We start from the raw sequence: 16,813 nt of genomic DNA, 5'->3' as shown, positions 1-16,813 counted from the left end.
TTCTTCTGAATGAAGGTCTGCGTGCCTGGATGGCACCGGCTGACCAGCCGCATGAAAACTTCGTCTTCCCTGAAGAGGTTCTGCCCCGTGGTAACGCTCTCTAGTCCTTCTCTTACGGCCGTCGGCGGCAAAGACCTGGACTCCACCGGTTATGCCTGGTGGGCCGGCAATGCACGCCTGATCAACCTGTCCGGTCGTCTGCTCGGGGCCCACGTGGCCCACGCTGGCCTGATGGTGTTCTGGGCCGGCGCAATGATGCTGTTTGAGGTGAGCCACTTCACCTTCGACAAACCGATGTACGAACAGGGTCTGATCCTGTTCCCGCACGTGGCCACCCTTGGCTATGGCGTCGGTCCCGGCGGTGAGGTCACCAGCCTCTACCCCTTCTTCGTTGTCGGTGTTCTGCACCTGATCAGCTCGGCCGTTCTCGGCCTGGGCGGTCTGTACCACGCCCTGCGCGGCCCTGAGATCCTGGAGAACTACTCCTCGTTTTTCTCCCAGGACTGGCGGGATAAGAACCAGATGACCAACATCATTGGCTACCACCTCATCCTGTTGGGTGTGGGGTGTCTGCTGCTGGTGTTCAAGGCGATGTTCTTCGGCGGTGTCTATGACACCTGGGCCCCCGGCGGCGGCGATGTGCGCATCATCACCAACCCCACCCTCAGCCCTGGTGTGATCTTCGGTTATCTGTTCCGCGCCCCCTTCGGTGGCGAGGGTTGGATCATCGGGGTGAACTCGATGGAAGACATCATCGGCGGCCACATCTGGCTCGGCCTCATCTGCATCTTCGGTGGCATCTGGCACGTCATCACCAAGCCGTTCGGCTGGGTGCGTCGCGCCTTCATCTGGAACGGTGAGGCCTACCTGAGCTACAGCCTTGGCGCCTTGAGCTTCATGAGCTTCATCGCCTCGGCCTTTATCTGGTTCAACAACACCGCTTACCCCTCTGAGTTCTACGGCCCCACCAACGCCGAGTCCTCGCAGGCCCAGAGCTTCACCTTCCTGGTGCGTGACCAACGCCTGGGTGCCAACATCGGTTCAGCCATGGGTCCTACCGGCCTTGGCAAATACTTGATGCGCTCCCCAACCGGCGAGATCATCTTCGGTGGAGAAACCATGCGCTTCTGGGACTTCCGCGGCCCTTGGCTGGAGCCCCTGCGTGGTCCCAACGGGCTCAGCCTCGACAAGCTCCAGAACGACATTCAGCCCTGGCAAGTGCGCCGGGCCGCTGAATACATGACCCATGCTCCGAATGCGTCCCTCAACTCCGTGGGCGGCATCATCACCGAACCCAACTCGGTGAACTTCGTGAACGTGCGTCAGTGGCTGTCTGCCACCCAGTTCGTGCTCGCCTTCTTCTTCCTGGTGGGTCACCTCTGGCATGCAGGCCGAGCCCGCGCCGCGGCGGCTGGCTTCGAGAAAGGCATCGACCGCAAGGCCGAGCCCACCCTGGCCATGCCCGACCTCGACTGAGCTCCACGGCTTGTCCGAGCACCACTGGTTGCTCTCTCCGCCCCCGGCTTCCACGGGGGCTTTTTCATGGGCTGCCTGACCAGAAAGACTTGGTGATGCTTTCCGGCCAGGCGGACACATTCGAGAGATGCCGGCTTATCCAGCTCTTCGTAGCTTTGGGGACCACCGGGAGTTTCCCTTGTCCATCCGCCTAGCCGCCGGCCGCATGGTTGCCGCAGCAGCCCTTCCCCTTGCGCTTCTGCCGTTCGTAGCTGTTCAGCCTGCAGCCGCCAAGAATGCCTCCATCGACTACCCCCGCCAGGGCGTGGTCTGCGACCGGGCCACAAAGATGTGCTTCGACAGCACCGGGGTGTCTGTGACCCTCACCAGGGAGTATTTCGGCCGCAGCGCCGAACGGGAGCTGATTCGCAAGCTGTCGGGCAGCAACCGCCCCACCCAGTTCCAGTTGAGCAACGGCGATGTCTGCGATGTGCGGCGGCAGACCTGCTGGGACGACGGCTGGGATGGCAAGAACATCAGCAGGGCTCTGAGCAAGCAGCTGTTTGGCAACAACGGCGCATGGCGCAACCCGGGATCAGGCAACACCAGCAACAGCTGGAACAACAACAGCGGCTGGAACAACAGCGGTGGCGGTGGCTGGAACAACAGCAGTGGCAACAACGGCAGCTGGAACAACGGCAATAACTGGAACAACAACAACTGGCAGCAAAGCCAGGGCAACACCGCCTGCGAGCTGCGTCAGGGAAACCGCCGCCTCTTCAACGGCAGCTGCGTCCTCAATCGGCGTGAATCGTCGAACGGCATGGCCTACAACGTGGAGCTTGGGGATGGGCGCCGCTACAGCTTCTTCAACCGGCAGGGCAACCTGGTGCTCCGAGACGCCACTGGTGTCTGGCCGGTGCAGGTGAGCAACCGCAACGGCAACGTGAGCTTCCGCTGGGCCGACCTGCGGCTGGAAGCCCAGGACAGCCGTTGGAACAACCAGGGGCAGCAAGGTGGTTTTGAGGACGTCAACCCCACAGGGGTATTCCTTCAGAACCTGTTCAACAACCTGTTCCGCTGACCCGCGGGGCTGTTTCATCCTTCAACCAGCGGCGCAATAGCGGCAGGCTGAGGCCGATCACATTGCTGACGCAGCCCTCGATCGTCTCCACCAGCAGGCCGCCGCGGCCTTCAAGAGCAAACCCACCCGCGCAACCGAGCGGCTCACCGCTGGCCACATAGGCCTCGATCTCAGCGGCCTCAAGCTGAGCAAAGCGCACGCGGGTGGTGACAGCCGCCAGGCGGGGGGCTCCGCTGCCCAGCAGGCAATGGCCCGTGTGCAGCTCGCCCCAGCCTCCGGACATGCGCTGCCAGCGCTCGATCGCCTGCAGGGCATCCCTGGGTTTGCCCTGGATCTCGCCCTCAAACACGAACAACGAATCGCAGCCCAGCACGAGCTCCGGGCAGGGGTCGGCCGGGGCGCTGTCGGCCAGGACGGTGGCCACGGCCTCAGCCTTGGCCCTGGCCAGGCAGACGGCCAGCTCGCAGGGATCCGTCGCCTTGATCGTGGCTTCATCGAAGCCACTCGCCAAGACGCGATGGGGGATCTGGGCCCGATCCAGTAGCAGGCGGCGGGCCGGAGAGGCGGAAGCAAGCACCAACGGAACGGTGGACACGGCGGCAGCGCAGGACAACAGGAGGGCGAACCAGGGGTACGGCGCCGGCCTTCGGCTGGAACCTCCGCAGGCTGGAGCAGGGATTGGAGAGAATCAACGCATGGACCCCATCCTGGACAACCCTCGCTCCCTGTCCCGCGCCGCCAGCGCCATGCGCTGCCTGCCATTTCGCCTCGGTCTGTACCGCTTGCTGGAGCAGGAGGCGATCAGCAGCGTGGCGCTGTGGGCCCGCACCGACGCGGAAACGCTCTGCAGCACCAGGCTGACACCCGACGACACTGAAACCCTGTTCATCTGGCTGATCCGGCTCGGCGTGCTGCGCCGCGAAGTGGATGGTCAGGGCCTCACCGAACGGGTAAGGCTCACGCCCATGGGTCGTCAGTTGCTGGCGGGCTGGAGCCAGGAGATTCCGCGCGCCGGCTGGAAGGAACAGCTGCGCCATGCGATCAGCCGCTACCGGCCGCGCCTGTGACAGCACCGGCTGCGGGTTCCGGCCCTGTGCCGCCGGCGCTGATGGTGCTGGGCACCAGCAGCGGCGCCGGCAAATCCCTCATGACGGCGGCGCTCTGCCGGGTGCTGCGGCGTCGCGGCGAAACACCGGTGCCCTTCAAGGGGCAGAACATGAGCCTCAACGCCTGGGTGGATGAGGACGGCGGCGAAATGGCCTACAGCCAGGCGCTGCAGGCCTGGGCCGCGGGCCTGGAGCCGCGGGTGGCGATGAATCCGGTGCTGCTCAAGCCGCAGGGCGACAGCACAAGCGAGGTGATCCACATGGGCCGCGCGGTGGGCACGGCCCGCGCCGAGCACTACTACCGCGACTGGTTCCGCCCCGGTTGGCAGGCGATTCGCCAGGGGCTGGAAGACCTGCGCTTCAGCCATCCCGGCGGGCGGTTGGTGCTGGAGGGGGCCGGCAGCCCGGTGGAGGTGAACCTGCAGGCGCGGGATCTCACCAATCTGCGCCTGGCGCAGTTCCTGCGCGCCCGCTGCCTGCTGGTGGCCGACATCGAGCGCGGCGGTGTGTTCGCCCAGATCGTCGGCACCCTGGCCCTGCTCAGACCGGTGGAGCGCCCGCTGATCCGGGGGATCCTGATCAATCGCTTCCGCGGGCGGCGGCAGCTGTTCGACGCGGGGCGCCAGTGGCTGGAACAGGAAACGGGGATTCCGGTGCTGGGCGTGATGCCCTGGCTCGATGAACTCTTCCCACCGGAAGATTCGCTCGATCTGCTGGAACGGCGGGCCCGCAAACCCGAGGCGGAGCTGGAGATCGCCGTGGTGCGGCTGCCGTCGATCAGCAACTTCTCCGACTTCGATCCGCTGGAGGCCGAGCCGAGTGTGCGCCTGCGCTGGGTGCGGCCGGGGGATCCACTCGGTCAGCCCGCTGCAGTGATCCTGCCCGGCAGCAAGCAGACCCTGCGGGATCTGGCCGTGCTCAAGGAGAGCCCACTGGCCGACGCGCTGCTGCGCTTCGTGGCTGGCGGCGGCCACCTGTTCGGGCTCTGCGGCGGCCTGCAGATGCTGGGAGAACGACTGGAGGATCCGCACAGGCTGGAGGGAAGCGCCAGCGCGGATGGCGAGGAGGGGCTCAGGGGGCTGGGGCTGCTGCCGCTGGCCACCTACTTCATGGCAGGGAAAACCCTGCGACAGCGTCGCGAGTTCGCCTGTTGGCCCGCAGCGGGCACACCGCTGGAAGGCTTCGAGCTGCATCAGGGCCGTACCCACTGCCTCGATCCGGCCAACTGTGAGCCGCTGGCGGCTGGTGAATCAGGTGCCGGGTTGGGCTGGTGGTCGGGCAGGGTCGCCGGCTCCTACCTGCACGGTCTGTTCGAGAACGGCCGCTGGCGGCGGCAATGGCTCAATCAGCTGCGCGAGGCGCGCGGCTTCTCCGCCCTGCCGCTGGATGTGCCGCACCACGGCCTGCAGCGCGAAGACTTGCTCGATCGCCTGGCGGAGGCTTTCGAAGCGGAGGTGAACCTGGCCCCGCTGCTGGTCTAGGGAAACTCTGGCCAACAGGGATTTGACGGGCAGCCGTGCCCAGAGATCCCCGGTAGTGGCCCCTCTCTGCGATGAGGGCGTGGTCGATACTCGTTGAAGCGGCTTGTCTCCTTCTGGTGGTCTGGAGATATCCCTGTGAGCGGCTCCTTTGGACGCCCGAATTCCCTTGTTCATGGTGTCGCGAGCAACTGGCGCCGTGCCAGGAACGGGTTCGTCAGTGCAGCCAGCACATTGATCTTGCAGCTGTTCTTGGTCATTCCCCGCAGCCAGGTCTTCTGAAAGCCAAACGGCTGCATCAGGTGAATCCGCAACACATCGCCAGCAGATATGGCGGGCGGCTTCCTTTCCTGCCGCTCTTGGGGTAGCGGGGCTCAACCAGATGGATCAGCGCCTGCCAGGGCACGACCGGCTCCATGTCGGCCAGAAACGTCTCGCGTTAGGCGCGCTTCTTTGCCGTGATCTGCTCGCAGTCTCCGAATCCAAGCGGCTTGCCGCCCGTGAACCCAGTGCTTACCTGCAATCACAGGGTCATCCTCCTGTGAATGGGGGCGGACTTTTCCGAGTCTCCTTAGGCGTAGGCGTTGATGCACAACAATGGACAGCGCTAACGATGAGCAAACAACGGCATTGACGAACGGGAATGACATTGGGTGATCTGCAGCGGAGCGCTGGATAGAACACACAGTTGTCCATAGCCGATCGCAGATCTACACAGCCATCAATGCCGATTGGCTCTAAATTCAAAGCCTCATCACAGTGCAGACATGACAGCCAAACCCAAGCAGGATTTCTTCCTGTTTCTAGTTGGCGGTGGCTTTTTCGCCGCCGGCATCTTTCTGTTCACCAATCAGGTGATGGTGGGATCGGCGTTGCGGTTCTCCGGCAGCGGTTTCGGAGGTCGCACCTTCGGCGGGGGATTCGGTGGCGGCTTCAGTGGGGTGGTGGCCCAGGGGGTGGGTGAGGGCTTCGGTCTGCTGGTGTTGCTGCTGGGCATCGGCGTCTGTCTGCTGTTCTCCGGCACCTACCGCCGGGCCGGCTGGTTTCTGGTCTGGGCGTCTTCAGCGGCCGTGGGGGTGGGGGTGCTGCACAGCCTGTTCATCAGCTTCCGCCCCACCACGCTCTGGAGCCTGGCCACGATGGTGGTGATGATCGCCGCCGGCGGTGGTCTGATGTTCCGCTCCCTCTCCAGCTATGCCGGCGAGGGGAGCAGCCGCAGCACCCACGCCGATGGGCTCGGTGCTTCTGGTGATTCCAGCTCCAGCGCCGACGACCTTGCCGCCGCCGAACGGGAACTGGAACGTCTGCGCCGGGAGCTGGAGCGTGCTGGCAAGCGCTGAATGCCAGCACGGCTATGGGTCAACCACCCCGACAGAAATCCTGCTGCCAAACCGCATCCACTGGAGGCCGGATCAACTGGTGGCACGATCAACTCGAAGCAGAGGTGTAGAAGCGCAGGGCATAGCGCCAGATGGCGCGGCTGATCATGAGGCAGGCGGCGGCCACCGCCACGCTGGCGACCATCCAGCTGCCGGACGCCCGCCCCAGCACCGCCTCGGCCGGCACCGTGGTGAGGAAGGCCACGGGCAGCACGAAGGTGAAGAAGGCCCTCAGGCCTGCCGGGTACACGCTCACCGGATAGCGGCCGGCCACGAGGGTGCTGCGCAGCACTTCGGTGGCGTTCCAGACCTTCACGAACCAGATGCTGGTGGCGGCGATCACGAACCAGAGGCTGTAGAGGATGGCGGCGCTGGCCAGCAGCAGCACCGCAGCGGCGGCGACCGTGTCCGGCCCCAGCACCGCACCGGCGCGCAGGGCGGCCACCAGGATCAGGCCGGCACCCATCACCATGCCCGGCAGCCCCCAGGGGGAGAAGGTGCGCAGGGATAACCAGAACTGGCTGTCGATCGGCTTGAGCAGCACGAAGTCAAGGGTGCCGTTCTGCACGTGGGTGACGATCGTGGACAGGTTGGGCTGGAACAGGGTGCTGGTGAGGCCTTCCAGCAGGGTGTAGAAGCCCAGCACCACCAGCGCCGCGTTCCAGCTCCAGCCGCCCAGGTTCTGGCCTGGCCCGTAGAGCAGCGAGAGCACGAACAGGCTGCCGGCCAGGTTGCCCACTTCGGCGAGCAGCTCCAACACGAAGTTGGCGGGGTATTCCATTTCCGCCGCCAGCGAGGCGCTCCAGAACTGGGCCAGGGTGCGCAGGTAGCGGTGCATCAGGCCCCCATGGCCGAATACCGCCGGATGCCGACGCGCCAGAGCAGTAGAAACAGCAGCAGGAACAGGCCGCTCCAGAGCGCCAGGCCCAGGAAGCCCGCCGCCAGGTTGACCTCCGCTCCCATCAGCACGCGGGCGGGAAAGGCGATCGTGTAGGGGAACGGGGTGGCCAGCGCGAAGGCGCGCACGCCCGGCGGAAAGGTTTCCAGCGGCGCCACCAGGCCCGAGAGGAACAGATAGGGAATCAGCAGCAGCCGCTCCAGCGCCAGCGCCCGCTCGCTCCAGAAGCAGGCCATGGCGATCACCCCCTGCAGCAGAAAGCGCAAGATGAACGCTGACACGGTGGCCAGCACCCCCCAGAACACGTCAGCGGGATGGGGCCACCACAACAGGCTCGGCTGCAGCAGGAACAGCAGCGCCAGCAGGGCCGCCACGAACGGCACACGGGTGACCTGCTCGGCCACGTGGGCGGCCAGGTAGCGCCAGAACGGATGCAGCGGTTGGAGCAGGTAGGGCGAGAGCCGTCCTTGCAGGTTGTCTTCCTCGAAGACATGAATCACCCACACCACCGTGAACTGGCGCACGACGAAGGCCGCCAGGAAATAGCGGGTGAGCATCGCCGGCGTGAAGCCTGCCGCCGCGCCGGCTCCGGATCCGCTCCAGACGCCGAGCATGATCAGCGGCAGCACCCCGGAAAGCGCCCACAAGGCGATTTCGGCGCGGTATTCGAGCATGTAGGCGTACTGGGTGCTGAGCAGCACCCGCGCCAGCGGCAGCACTGGCCTGGCGCGGGGTTCAGGCGGCACTGTCATCCACCGTCCCCCGCTCGAACAGCCCACCGATGATCTGCTCGATCGGCGGGTCGCTCACTTCCAGATCCACCACGGCGAACCGCTCCAGCAGCTGGGCCACGCTGCCGGTGAGCTGGGCCGCCGGCACCCGCAGGCAGACCTGATTCCCCTGCAGGGATTCCACGGTTCCATGGGCGGCGAAGGCGGAGGCGGGCTGGGGCACGTTCAGCTCCAGCCGCACCAGCCGGTAGGGCGCCAGCTGCTCGCTCAACCCCTCCAGGCGGCCGTCATAGAAGAGCCGGCCCTGATGAATCAGCAACACCCGCTCGCACAGAGCGGTGATGTCGCCCATGTAGTGGCTGGTGAGCAGCACGGTGGCGCCGGTGCGCCGGTTGTAGTCGGCGAGGAAATCCCGCACCCGAGCCTGGGCGTTCACATCGAGCCCGAGCGTGGGTTCATCGAGGAACAGCACGGCGGGACGGTGCAGCAGGGCCGCCAGCAGCTCGGCCTTCATGCGCTGGCCCAGTGACAGCTTGCGCACCGGGCGGGTCAGCTCCTCCCCCAGTTCGAGCATGTCGGCCAGTTCGGCGATGCGGCGGCGCGCTTCGGGCGGGGTGAGGCCGTAGACCGCTGCGTTGACCCGAAACGAGTCCAGCGGCGGCAGATCCCAGATCAGCTGCTGCTTCTGGCCCATCACCAGGGTGATCTGGTGCAGGAAGGCGGCCTGGCGCCGTTTCGGCTCGTGCCCCGCCACCCGCACCGTGCCGGCGGTGGGATGGATCAGGCCGGTGAGCATCTTCAAGGTGGTGGTCTTGCCGGCACCGTTCGGCCCCAGAAACCCGACCATCTCCCCGGGCGCGATCGCGAACGACACCCCGCTCACGGCGGGCACATCACGATGGCGGCGGCGCACGAAGTGGCGCAGGGTGCCGGCCATGCCGGGTTGCTTGTCGGCCACCCGGTAGGTCTTGCTGAGCTGCTGGACCTCGATGATCACCGGCAGGCTCCGATCACTGGCCGACTCCAGCGGCTGGCTGAGGGGCCGCGTGCCGCTGGGATCGGCACTGCAGAACAGATGGCCGCCAGCGTGGGAGTGGCAGGCGTTGACGCCACGGAGGTGAGAGCGGCAGCGGAGGTTTCACTGCAGGGTCAGGCGTCTTCGGGCAGCAGCACCGTGGTGTGCAGGCTGTCCTTGCCCAGATCACTGGTGATCACCCACACCTGCAGCCCACGGCCGAGGTTGAACACGCTGCGCAGCCCCCCCTGCTGGCGATAAGCGGCCAGGGTGTTGTCGCGGGCATCGCGGGCGTCCACATCGCCCCAGTCACCGCGGCGGTGGCGAGCCACCAGGCGCTGCAGGGTTTCGGCATCCACCCATTCGCGCACGACGGGGTCGACATCGACAGGACCGATGGCGAGACGGGCGGACAAGGGCGGATCCACAGGAGGGCGAAGGCTGTTCAGCGTAAGGGGGCTGGAGGGGCTACCAAGGGGGGAGTGCGGCAGATTGGGGCTGGGATGTGGCCTGGCGGACTGGCAGGATCCTTGCTTGCAGCTGGACTGTCGGCAACAGGAGAGGGCCACCAAGAGGTGGTGGACAGAGCATCGGGAGGCCAGCGGGGCACTCGGCTGAAGATGAAGGCATCTTTCGTTTGTTTACGGGATCAGAAGTTGGCCGTCTTTTTTTGTTCTGCTCTTAAAGTTGTGCGAGCCAACAGGTGCTGATTCAGGGATTCTGACACCAAAGATTCCGACCCAGAGCTTCTGCCTGAAGAAGTCTGAGCCAGGAGTTCTGATTGAAGAATTCTCATCAATGGCGTCGGGTCCAGGGATTCGGATCTGTTGCTTTCTCCCTTCGCTGACCGTTTCACCATGGCACTGCTTCAGGCGCCCTCGCTGGGAATCGAGAGGTTCGAGAACGACAGGAACAAACAGAGTTGGTCACAGGCCTCCGACGACGACAACACCACGATCATCCGGGCGGTGTATCAGCAGGTGCTTGGTCATCAGTATGTGATGGCCAATGAGCGGCTCACCGGGGCCGAATCCCTGTTTCGCAATGGTTTCCTGAGTGTTCGCGAGCTGGTGCGCACCGTGGCGAAGAGCGGGCTGTACCGCGAGCGCTTCTTCGAGAACTGCAACCCCTACCGCTTCATCGAGCTGAACCACAAGCACCTGCTCGGCCGCGCGCCGCAGAACCGCGCCGAGATGCTTCACCACTTCACAATCCTGCAGGAGGAGGGCTTCGATGCCGAAATCGACTCCTACATCGATGGCGATGAATACCAGCAACGCTTCGGGCAGGACACGGTTCCCTACCTGCACGGCTGGGATTATTCGGCAGGGCATGAAGGCCGGCAGTTCTCCTGGCTGATGCAGCTGGCCCGTGGCGCTGCGGCCTCAGTGAAGGGCGATCCCTCCGGCACCCAGTTCCGCCTCGGCAAGGCACTGCACCAGGACCGGGCCGTGCCTGTGCGCGGCTCCATGGGCCGGGTGGTGATCGTGTCCACCGAAGGACCTTTCAAGGCACAGGTGAGCTCCGCCACCAACCTGTTCAACGACGACGACTGGGGCAGCGCGCGCCGGGCACCGTCGCAGGAGCACCGGGCGGAAGCACTGCGGGTGTCAGCCGGGGACCGCTCCACCAGCGGCAGCGGTGCCCGGGTGGTGACCATCTCCGCCACCGGCATCGCCGACAACGGTTATGTGCGCACCAGCGCCTACGTGCTGCGGGTGCCCTACTCCCGCATGAACGAAGCCCTGCGACGGGTGCAGCGCCTCGGTGGCCGCGTCACCGATGTGACTGTGAGCTGAGGCCCCAGCCCCGGGCCGCTGCCGGGAGCGGGTGGGGCTGCGGCCCTGCCCGCTCCCGGCAGCTCATGGGGCACCCCGGCCAGGCATCGCCGGCGCAGCCGCCGGTGTTGGAGCTGGCACGGCTGCCGGTGATGGGGCTTCAGGTGATGCCGGTTCCGGAGACTCCTTCGAAGCACCGGCGGGCCGGCGGGGCTGGGGGCTGCCCACCCCGAGCGATTCCAGCAACTGGTTGATACGACGGGTCAGCAGACGCACTTCCTCAAGCGTGTCCACGAGCGGTGGGTGGGCTTCACGCATCAAGCCCAGGGCTTCCTCGGTGGCCTGGCGGGCCGCGCTGCCAGTGGTGTCAATGCGCCGGGCGGTGCTCTCGTACACCTGCAGGGTCTGGCGAGTGGTGGCAGCGGTACGGCCTGTCTCCAGCTCCAGCCGCCGGCTCAGGCGCTGGAGGTCGAGCAACGTGCTGCGGAAGCTGCCCACGGCCCCGGGCACATCACGCTCCGCCATCCGCGCCGTGCCTTCGAGGGCGCGATTGAGCTTGATCCGGGTGGTGCCGATCTCCTCCAGCAGCTGGGCCAGATCGGCCGACGGACGGAAAGGAATCAGCAGGTCGCGCCGCGGCGTTTCTTCTCCAGGGGAGAGGACGTCGGGGGTGAGGGCGATCTGGCTGGCACCGATCAAGCCCTCCTGGTAACGCTCGGCGTGGCTGCCAGGGCCGATCAACCGCCGGTAGCGGTCGGCGATGCGCAGGTCGACGGCCACCGTGCCATCGCCAGCCAGCGTGACCCGTTCCACCCGCCCCACCCGGTAGCCCGCCACCGTGACATTCACCCCCGGCCAGATGCCGCTGGCATCGGTGGTGCGGAAGCGCACCCCGAAGCTGCTGGTGAGCCAGCTCTGCTGCTGGACGGCGGCTCCCACCATCCACACGCCCAGCACCACCGCCCCCACGGGCACGGCCCAGCTCAGCGCTGTGGCCAGCCCCTCCAGCGGTCCATCGAACCGCCGGCGGGGTGGGGCGGTATCGCTCGCCGGCGGTTCGGCTGGCGGCTGAGCCTGTGGCTGCAGTGGCACCTGTGGCGGCAATGGGGTCTGGGGTGGCTCCTGTGATGCCGGCTGGGGGGTGGATGAACTCATGGCAAGCCCAGGGCCGCGGGGGGGAGGACGGTCAGCCAGAGGGCTTCCAGCGCCACCACGCCGAGCGCGCAGCACACGATCGCCAGACTGATCAGGTTGGGCAGGCGCTCCGGATGGCGGCGGCTCTGCTTGCCGATGGCATGGGCCAGGCAGGCGGAAGCGGCCGCGAACACGGCCGTGCGAACCATGGCGGACCCCAGTCGCTCCGGCGTGAGCGTGCCCAGGAAGAGCGGCAACTGTTCGCTCAGATCCGGCCGGGGAGAGAGCAACACACTGGCCAGCACCACCGCCAGCAGGAAGTAGGGCAGCAGCAGCAGAGAACCCAGCATCGCCGTGGCCACCCTGGCCCCGAGCAGGTGGCGGCCCACGGAGGGCTGGATCCGGCCGGCGAGCTGCACCCGCTGCGGCACGCAGCACCCGATCCAGATCAGGTTGACCACCAGCGGCGCCACGATCTGCACATTGGCCAGCGTGGTGGTTTCGAGCGCGAAGGGCGTGCTGAGGCGCAGCGGCTCCAGCAGCCACTGCGTCACGAAGGCGCCGATGGCGCCGCCCAGCACCACCGCCAGCGGCGCCGCCCCCACCACATCCCGCCGTAATTGCTGCAGCATCCAGGGGCGCAAGCGTCTGGGAGCCTAGGCACAGCTGGCGGATCGGCTCAGCCTCGCCCATGCTTTCGACACCGCCTCCCGGTTGATCTCATGCCCCCCTCGCTCAACCGCCGCCAGTTCCTGGCCCTGGGCGGCCTGGGGCTGGCTGGTCTGGCCTGCGGCGCCCTGCGCGGCGTGGCTGCGGAAACAGCCAGCCGCCTGCCGGCCGGGCTGAGCCTGCCGCCCCGCGGTGATCTGCGCGTGGTGCTGATCGGCGATCTGAACGCCAGCTACGGCTCCACCACCTACATCGAGCAGGTGCACCGGGGGGTGGCCCTGATCCCGGCGCTGCAGGCCGATCTGGTGCTCTGCGCCGGCGACATGGTGGCGGGCCAGAAGGCCAGCTTGAGCAGCGCGCAGCTGCAGGCGATGTGGGCCGGCTTCGATCGCTCCGTGCTGGTGCCGTTGCGCCGCGCCGGCCTGCCGTTTGCGCCGGCGATGGGCAACCACGATGCCTCCAGCCTGCGCCAGGGGGACGGCTACCTGTTCGCCCGCGATCGGGCCGAGGCAGAACGGTTCTGGACGCGTCAGAAACAGGCGCTCGGTCTGACGTTCGTGGACGGCAGTGGCTTTCCGTTCTTCTATTCGTTCCGTCAGCAGGATCTGTTCGTGCTGGTGTGGGACGCCTCTTCGGCGGTGGTGCCGGCGGAACAGGTGCGCTGGGCCGACCGCAGCCTCGGTTCCGCGGCGGCCCGTGCGGCGCGGCGGCGGCTGGTGGTGGGGCACCTGCCCCTGCAGGCGGTGGCCCAGGGGCGCGACAGCGCCGGCAACGTGCTGCGTGATGCCACCAGCCTGCGTCAACTGATGGAACGCCACGACGTGGAGGCCTACATCAGCGGCCATCACCACGCCTTCTTCCCCGGCCGGTTGGGGGAGCTGGATGTGATCGCCCTGGGGGCGCTGGGCAGCGGTCCACGCCGCCTGCTGCAGAGCAGCGCCGCTCCCTTTCAGACGCTCACCGTGCTCGATCTGCCGCGCCGCGGCGGCCGGCCGCTGAGCACCACGATCAACCTGCGCACGCTGCGGACGGTGGCGCCACAGACGCTGCCGCGTCAGCTGGTGGACCGCCAGGGGCGGGTGCTGCCTCGAGCAAGTTGATGCGGTAGAGCACGTCTTCGAGCGCATCGGCGGCGCTGATCGCGGCGTAGCGCTGGGGGGTGTCGGGTCCGCAGCAGCAGGGCAACGGCTGCAACACCGTGCTGGGGCGGGCATGGCAGAACTGCACCACGCTCAGGCGGCCTGCGGCAGCCACTGCTGGGGCTTCGGCGGCAGCGGCCGGCGGGGCGGGGGCGATCACCCGGTGCCAGCCAGCCGGGGTGTGGCCGTTGCTGAGCCGCTCCAGCATCAGGCCGCTGTTGATGATCACGCGGCCATCCGGCGGCAGGGCCTCGACCCACTCCCCCTCCACCAGCACCTGCAGCCCCGGGGCAGTGGCGCGCGGCAGGGCCGTGATCAGGTTGATGTCGGCGTGGGGGGCGGCCCAGAGGTGGGGGCCTGAAGGCGCTTCGGCCATCGGTGGGTAGCGGATGGCGCGGGTGAGGGTGGGGGCGTCTTCGACGACGGCATCGAAGAAACCTTCAGCGGCACCCAGACCCACAGCGATCACCCGCAGGAAGCGGCGTTGCAGCTCGGCGATTGCCGCATGGAACTCCTGCAGCACCACGCTCAGCCCGGGCACCACCGCTTCGGGCAGCAACGGCTCCGGATAATGCAGCGGGAAGCGGCGCCGCAACGGGTGCGCCAGCGGCAGCGGCGCCGCCCAGTTGAGCATCTCCTTCCAATCGGCATGGCTGTGGCCGGCGGCTGTTTCCACCAGCAGGCCCGTGTAGCCCGTCTGGCCGCTTGAACCGCTGGCCACGAAGCGTTGCTTGACCGCCGGCTCGAGCGCGAAGAAGCGGCCCAGCAGGCCGTAGGCGGCATCGAGCAGATCGGCGGAGAGATCGGCGCGGGCATAGACAAAGCCGGTGGCCAGGCTGCACCGCACTCCCTCCACCACCGCGGCTCGGGCGGCACGGCTGCCCTGTTCAAAGGCCAGCAGATCGACGTCGAGGATGGCGCTGCTCATCACACCGATTGTGATGGCCCTGGTGGTGTCATGCCGCCGCCGCTTCCTGGCCGGCGTCCGGTCCGCCGGCGAGCGGAGCACTGCCTGGTCCGCTCGCCAGTGCCAGGCCCTGGGCGCGGGCCAGCCCCACATCGACGCCGATGTGCTGATCGGGGCGGCCGGTGATCAGCAGCGCGCGCCGCTGGCGCGTGGCGATCTGCCACAGCCAGCGGCTCAACAGGGTGATGCGGTTTTCGGTGTCGGGGATGAAGGCCAGGTGGGCCAGCCCCCACAGCAGCCAGCCCGGAAAGCCCGTGACCCGCACGCCGCGCAGGTCCGCCACTGCATACATCGGCCCGATCACGGCCATGCTGCCCAGATCCATCCAGCGGAACGGGGCGCTGGCCTGGCCCGCCAGCTGGTTGAGGATGTCCTTCGCCACCCAGGCGCCCATCTGCACCGCCGGACCGGCCATGCCAGGCAGGGGGGCGCCGTCGCTGGTGTGGCTGTAATGGCAGAGATCACCGATCACCCGCACCTCCGGGTGGCCGGGCAGGCTGAAATCAGGCTCCACCTGCACCCGCCCGCCCCGGTCCACACTGCAGCCGCTCTTCTCGGCCAGCAGGGCACCGAGGCGGGAGGCGCGTACACCAGCGGTCCAGCAGATCGTGGCCGCCTCCAGCGGTTCGTTGCCCTCTTCTCCTTTGAGCCGCACCTTGCCCGGCTCGATCGCCGCCACCATCGTGTTCAGCCGCAGCTCCACGCCCTGGCGGCGCAGATAGCCGGCTGCCGCGGCTGACAGGCTCGGATGCATCACCGGCAGCACCCGGTCGACCGCATCCACCAGCAGCACGCGGCAGGCCTCGGGTCGCAACTGCTTGAAATCGCGACGGATGGCGGAATGCATCAGCTCGATCAAGGAGCCGGCCAGCTCACAGCCGGCCGGGCCGGCCCCCACCACCACGGCGGTCTGCAGGAAGCGGCGGCGCTGGGGATCGGGGGTCTGCTCCGCCTCCTCCAGGGCCATCAGCAGGCGCCGGCGGATCTCCTGGGCGTGCTCAAGGATCTTCATCGGCGGCGCCAGCGGCCGCCACTCCTCATGGCCGAAGTAGGCGGAACCTGAGCCGCAGGCCAGCACCAACTGGTCGTAGGCGTAGTGATGGCCGTTGAACAGCAGCGTGCGGGCGTCGAGGTCCACATCGGTGACCTCCCCCAGCAGCACCTGCACATTGGGCGCCTGGCCCACCATCTGGCGCAGCGGTGACGCCACATCCGCCGCCGACACCAGGCCCGAAGCCACCTGATACAGCAGCGGCTGGAACAGGTTGAAATTGCGCTTGTCGATCAGGGTGACCCGCACCGGCCGGTTGGCCAGCGCCTGGCACACCCTCAGACCGGCAAAGCCACCACCCACCACCACCACATGGGGGACCCCTGCGAGTCGGGCGGCAGGGGGATCGAGTTCGAGGAAGAAGCGTTCCGGCGCCATGGATCCGGCCGCTCCGAAGAGATGTCAAGTTTCTTGTAGCGGGGCTGCAGGCCCATGGCTGTGCCCGTTGCTGCATCGGACCCCTGCCGGTGGCGGCGGCGGGACAGCGGGGAGAAGTTGCGGCAGGGTGGAGGCATGATCCGCACACTGCTCAACATCCTCTGGTTCGTGCTGGGGGGCTTCCTGATGGGGGTCGGCTGGTGGCTGGCCGGCCTGGTGGCGGCGATCACGATCGTGGGGCTGCCCTGGGCGCGCGCCTGCTTCGTGATCGGCAACTTCTCCTTCTGGCCGTTCGGCCAGGAGGCCGTGAGCCGCCGCGAGCTCACCGGTCGCACGGATTTCGGCACCGGCCCGCTGGGCCTGGTGGGCAACATCGTGTGGTTCGTGCTGGCGGGCTGGTGGCTGGCCCTCGGCCACCTCAGCTCGGCCCTGGCCTGCTTCGTGACGATCATCGGCATTCCCTTCGGCATCCAGCACATCAAGCTGGCCTTGATCGCCCTGGCGCCGATCGGCATGCAGGTGGTGCCCAGCGGCTCCAGGCATTGAGGGAG

Annotated in this window: 18 protein-coding genes and 1 pseudogene; 9 read left to right on the top strand and 10 right to left on the bottom strand. The window is 67.3% G+C overall.

Annotation, left to right across the window (positions count from 1 at the left end):
• The 3 genes and pseudogenes from CJZ80_RS15980 to CJZ80_RS14280 all read left to right on the top strand — a co-directional run.
• A pseudogene (locus tag CJZ80_RS15980) lies at positions 1 to 104 on the top strand (photosystem II protein D2); the annotation flags it as partial.
• Positions 88 to 1,476: a photosystem II reaction center protein CP43 gene (gene psbC, locus CJZ80_RS14285; RefSeq protein ID WP_094514715.1), complete on the top strand. Its 1,389-nt coding sequence runs from the start codon at positions 88 to 90 to the stop codon at positions 1,474 to 1,476. The pseudogene CJZ80_RS15980 and the gene psbC, both read left to right, overlap by 17 nt.
• Positions 1,477 to 1,654: 178 nt before the next feature.
• The gene (locus CJZ80_RS14280; RefSeq protein ID WP_158217494.1) at positions 1,655 to 2,539 is read left to right on the top strand and encodes a YcgJ family protein; all 885 of its coding nucleotides are present in this window, start codon (positions 1,655 to 1,657) and stop codon (positions 2,537 to 2,539) included.
• Here CJZ80_RS14280 and CJZ80_RS14275 read toward each other — a convergent pair.
• Positions 2,520 to 3,134 (bottom strand): nucleoside triphosphate pyrophosphatase, encoded by a 615-nt coding sequence (locus CJZ80_RS14275; RefSeq protein WP_094514737.1) that lies wholly within the window; start codon positions 3,132 to 3,134, stop codon positions 2,520 to 2,522. The two genes, CJZ80_RS14280 and CJZ80_RS14275, sit on opposite strands and share 20 nt — an antisense overlap.
• 100 nt (positions 3,135 to 3,234) lie before the next feature.
• On the opposite strand from CJZ80_RS14275, the gene CJZ80_RS14270 reads away from it, so the two are divergent.
• A complete protein-coding gene (locus CJZ80_RS14270) occupies positions 3,235 to 3,606 on the top strand; it encodes an Npun_F0494 family protein (protein WP_094514711.1) in 372 nt (123 codons plus the stop codon).
• A gap of 41 nt (positions 3,607 to 3,647) precedes the next feature.
• The gene (locus tag CJZ80_RS14265; protein WP_094514734.1) at positions 3,648 to 5,126 is read left to right on the top strand and encodes a cobyric acid synthase; all 1,479 of its coding nucleotides are present in this window, start codon (positions 3,648 to 3,650) and stop codon (positions 5,124 to 5,126) included.
• A 170-nt stretch (positions 5,127 to 5,296) separates the two neighbouring features.
• On the opposite strand, the gene CJZ80_RS15495 is transcribed toward CJZ80_RS14265, so the two are convergent.
• Complete coding sequence (locus CJZ80_RS15495) at positions 5,297 to 5,437, bottom strand: hypothetical protein (protein WP_198948330.1); 141 nt, start codon at positions 5,435 to 5,437, stop codon at positions 5,297 to 5,299.
• Positions 5,438 to 5,890: 453 nt separating this feature from the next.
• Here CJZ80_RS15495 and CJZ80_RS14255 point away from each other — a divergent pair, with 453 nt between their 5' ends.
• Positions 5,891 to 6,463, top strand: coding sequence for a hypothetical protein (locus CJZ80_RS14255; protein WP_198948329.1), 573 nt, complete (start codon positions 5,891 to 5,893; stop codon positions 6,461 to 6,463).
• A gap of 88 nt (positions 6,464 to 6,551) precedes the next feature.
• Here the strand turns inward: CJZ80_RS14255 and CJZ80_RS14250 are convergent, their stop codons facing one another.
• The 4 genes from CJZ80_RS14250 to CJZ80_RS14235 all read right to left on the bottom strand — a co-directional run bounded on the left by CJZ80_RS14250 (position 6,552) and on the right by CJZ80_RS14235 (position 9,562).
• Positions 6,552 to 7,340: an ABC transporter permease gene (locus CJZ80_RS14250; protein WP_094514709.1), complete on the bottom strand. Its 789-nt coding sequence runs from the start codon at positions 7,338 to 7,340 to the stop codon at positions 6,552 to 6,554.
• The gene (locus CJZ80_RS14245; protein ID WP_233133136.1) at positions 7,340 to 8,152 is read right to left on the bottom strand and encodes an ABC-2 family transporter protein; all 813 of its coding nucleotides are present in this window, start codon (positions 8,150 to 8,152) and stop codon (positions 7,340 to 7,342) included. The genes CJZ80_RS14250 and CJZ80_RS14245 overlap by 1 nt, the downstream gene beginning before the upstream one ends.
• Positions 8,136 to 9,125: an ATP-binding cassette domain-containing protein gene (locus CJZ80_RS14240; RefSeq protein ID WP_094514727.1), complete on the bottom strand. Its 990-nt coding sequence runs from the start codon at positions 9,123 to 9,125 to the stop codon at positions 8,136 to 8,138. The genes CJZ80_RS14245 and CJZ80_RS14240 overlap by 17 nt, the downstream gene beginning before the upstream one ends.
• A gap of 155 nt (positions 9,126 to 9,280) precedes the next feature.
• Positions 9,281 to 9,562 (bottom strand): hypothetical protein, encoded by a 282-nt coding sequence (locus CJZ80_RS14235; RefSeq protein ID WP_094514707.1) that lies wholly within the window; start codon positions 9,560 to 9,562, stop codon positions 9,281 to 9,283.
• A 441-nt stretch (positions 9,563 to 10,003) separates the two neighbouring features.
• Between CJZ80_RS14235 and CJZ80_RS14230 the strand changes: the two genes are divergently transcribed.
• The gene (locus CJZ80_RS14230) at positions 10,004 to 10,945 is read left to right on the top strand and encodes a phycobilisome rod-core linker polypeptide (protein ID WP_094514706.1); all 942 of its coding nucleotides are present in this window, start codon (positions 10,004 to 10,006) and stop codon (positions 10,943 to 10,945) included.
• Positions 10,946 to 11,008: 63 nt separating this feature from the next.
• Here CJZ80_RS14230 and CJZ80_RS15835 read toward each other — a convergent pair whose 3' ends face one another.
• Both CJZ80_RS15835 and CJZ80_RS15385 read right to left on the bottom strand, forming a co-directional pair.
• Positions 11,009 to 12,079, bottom strand: a complete 1,071-nt coding sequence (locus CJZ80_RS15835; protein WP_158217493.1) for an MlaD family protein — start codon at positions 12,077 to 12,079, stop codon at positions 11,009 to 11,011.
• Entirely contained in the window at positions 12,076 to 12,690 is a 615-nt protein-coding gene (locus tag CJZ80_RS15385) for a hypothetical protein (protein ID WP_158217492.1), read from the bottom strand. The genes CJZ80_RS15835 and CJZ80_RS15385 overlap by 4 nt, the downstream gene beginning before the upstream one ends.
• Before the next feature lie 90 nt (positions 12,691 to 12,780).
• On the opposite strand from CJZ80_RS15385, the gene CJZ80_RS14220 reads away from it, so the two are divergent.
• A complete protein-coding gene (locus tag CJZ80_RS14220; protein ID WP_094514702.1) occupies positions 12,781 to 13,827 on the top strand; it encodes a metallophosphoesterase in 1,047 nt (348 codons plus the stop codon).
• Here CJZ80_RS14220 and CJZ80_RS14215 read toward each other — a convergent pair.
• Both CJZ80_RS14215 and CJZ80_RS14210 read right to left on the bottom strand, forming a co-directional pair.
• Complete coding sequence (locus CJZ80_RS14215) at positions 13,736 to 14,794, bottom strand: isopenicillin N synthase family oxygenase (protein WP_094514725.1); 1,059 nt, start codon at positions 14,792 to 14,794, stop codon at positions 13,736 to 13,738. The two genes, CJZ80_RS14220 and CJZ80_RS14215, sit on opposite strands and share 92 nt — an antisense overlap.
• A 28-nt stretch (positions 14,795 to 14,822) precedes the next feature.
• Entirely contained in the window at positions 14,823 to 16,262 is a 1,440-nt protein-coding gene (locus CJZ80_RS14210) for an NAD(P)/FAD-dependent oxidoreductase (RefSeq protein WP_094514700.1), read from the bottom strand.
• Positions 16,263 to 16,397: 135 nt separating this feature from the next.
• On the opposite strand from CJZ80_RS14210, the gene CJZ80_RS14205 reads away from it, so the two are divergent.
• Complete coding sequence (locus tag CJZ80_RS14205) at positions 16,398 to 16,808, top strand: YccF domain-containing protein (protein WP_094514698.1); 411 nt, start codon at positions 16,398 to 16,400, stop codon at positions 16,806 to 16,808.
• The last annotated feature ends 5 nt before the right edge of the window (positions 16,809 to 16,813 follow it).

Origin of the sequence: Synechococcus sp. MW101C3, from assembly GCF_002252635.1 — a bacterium.
GTDB lineage: Bacteria > Cyanobacteriota > Cyanobacteriia > PCC-6307 > Cyanobiaceae > MW101C3.
The sequence above is the reverse complement of the archived record's forward strand: the minus strand, read 5'-3'. Positions and strand labels throughout refer to the sequence as shown.

What these genes read in the sequence shown, in the direction of transcription:
- CJZ80_RS14270 (WP_094514711.1), top strand. Translation starts at nt 3,235, where the DNA reads ATGGACCCCATCCTGGACAACCCTCGCTCCCTGTCCCGCGCCGCCAGC.
- CJZ80_RS14265 (WP_094514734.1), top strand. Translation starts at nt 3,648, where the DNA reads ATGGTGCTGGGCACCAGCAGCGGCGCCGGCAAATCCCTCATGACGGCG.
- CJZ80_RS14255 (WP_198948329.1), top strand. Translation starts at nt 5,891, where the DNA reads ATGACAGCCAAACCCAAGCAGGATTTCTTCCTGTTTCTAGTTGGCGGT.
- CJZ80_RS14250 (WP_094514709.1), bottom strand. Translation starts at nt 7,340, where the DNA reads ATGCACCGCTACCTGCGCACCCTGGCCCAGTTCTGGAGCGCCTCGCTG.
- CJZ80_RS14245 (WP_233133136.1), bottom strand. Translation starts at nt 8,152, where the DNA reads ATGACAGTGCCGCCTGAACCCCGCGCCAGGCCAGTGCTGCCGCTGGCG.
- CJZ80_RS14230 (WP_094514706.1), top strand. Translation starts at nt 10,004, where the DNA reads ATGGCACTGCTTCAGGCGCCCTCGCTGGGAATCGAGAGGTTCGAGAAC.
- CJZ80_RS15835 (WP_158217493.1), bottom strand. Translation starts at nt 12,079, where the DNA reads ATGAGTTCATCCACCCCCCAGCCGGCATCACAGGAGCCACCCCAGACC.
- CJZ80_RS15385 (WP_158217492.1), bottom strand. Translation starts at nt 12,690, where the DNA reads ATGCTGCAGCAATTACGGCGGGATGTGGTGGGGGCGGCGCCGCTGGCG.
- CJZ80_RS14220 (WP_094514702.1), top strand. Translation starts at nt 12,781, where the DNA reads ATGCCCCCCTCGCTCAACCGCCGCCAGTTCCTGGCCCTGGGCGGCCTG.
- CJZ80_RS14215 (WP_094514725.1), bottom strand. Translation starts at nt 14,794, where the DNA reads ATGAGCAGCGCCATCCTCGACGTCGATCTGCTGGCCTTTGAACAGGGC.
- CJZ80_RS14210 (WP_094514700.1), bottom strand. Translation starts at nt 16,262, where the DNA reads ATGGCGCCGGAACGCTTCTTCCTCGAACTCGATCCCCCTGCCGCCCGA.
- CJZ80_RS14205 (WP_094514698.1), top strand. Translation starts at nt 16,398, where the DNA reads ATGATCCGCACACTGCTCAACATCCTCTGGTTCGTGCTGGGGGGCTTC.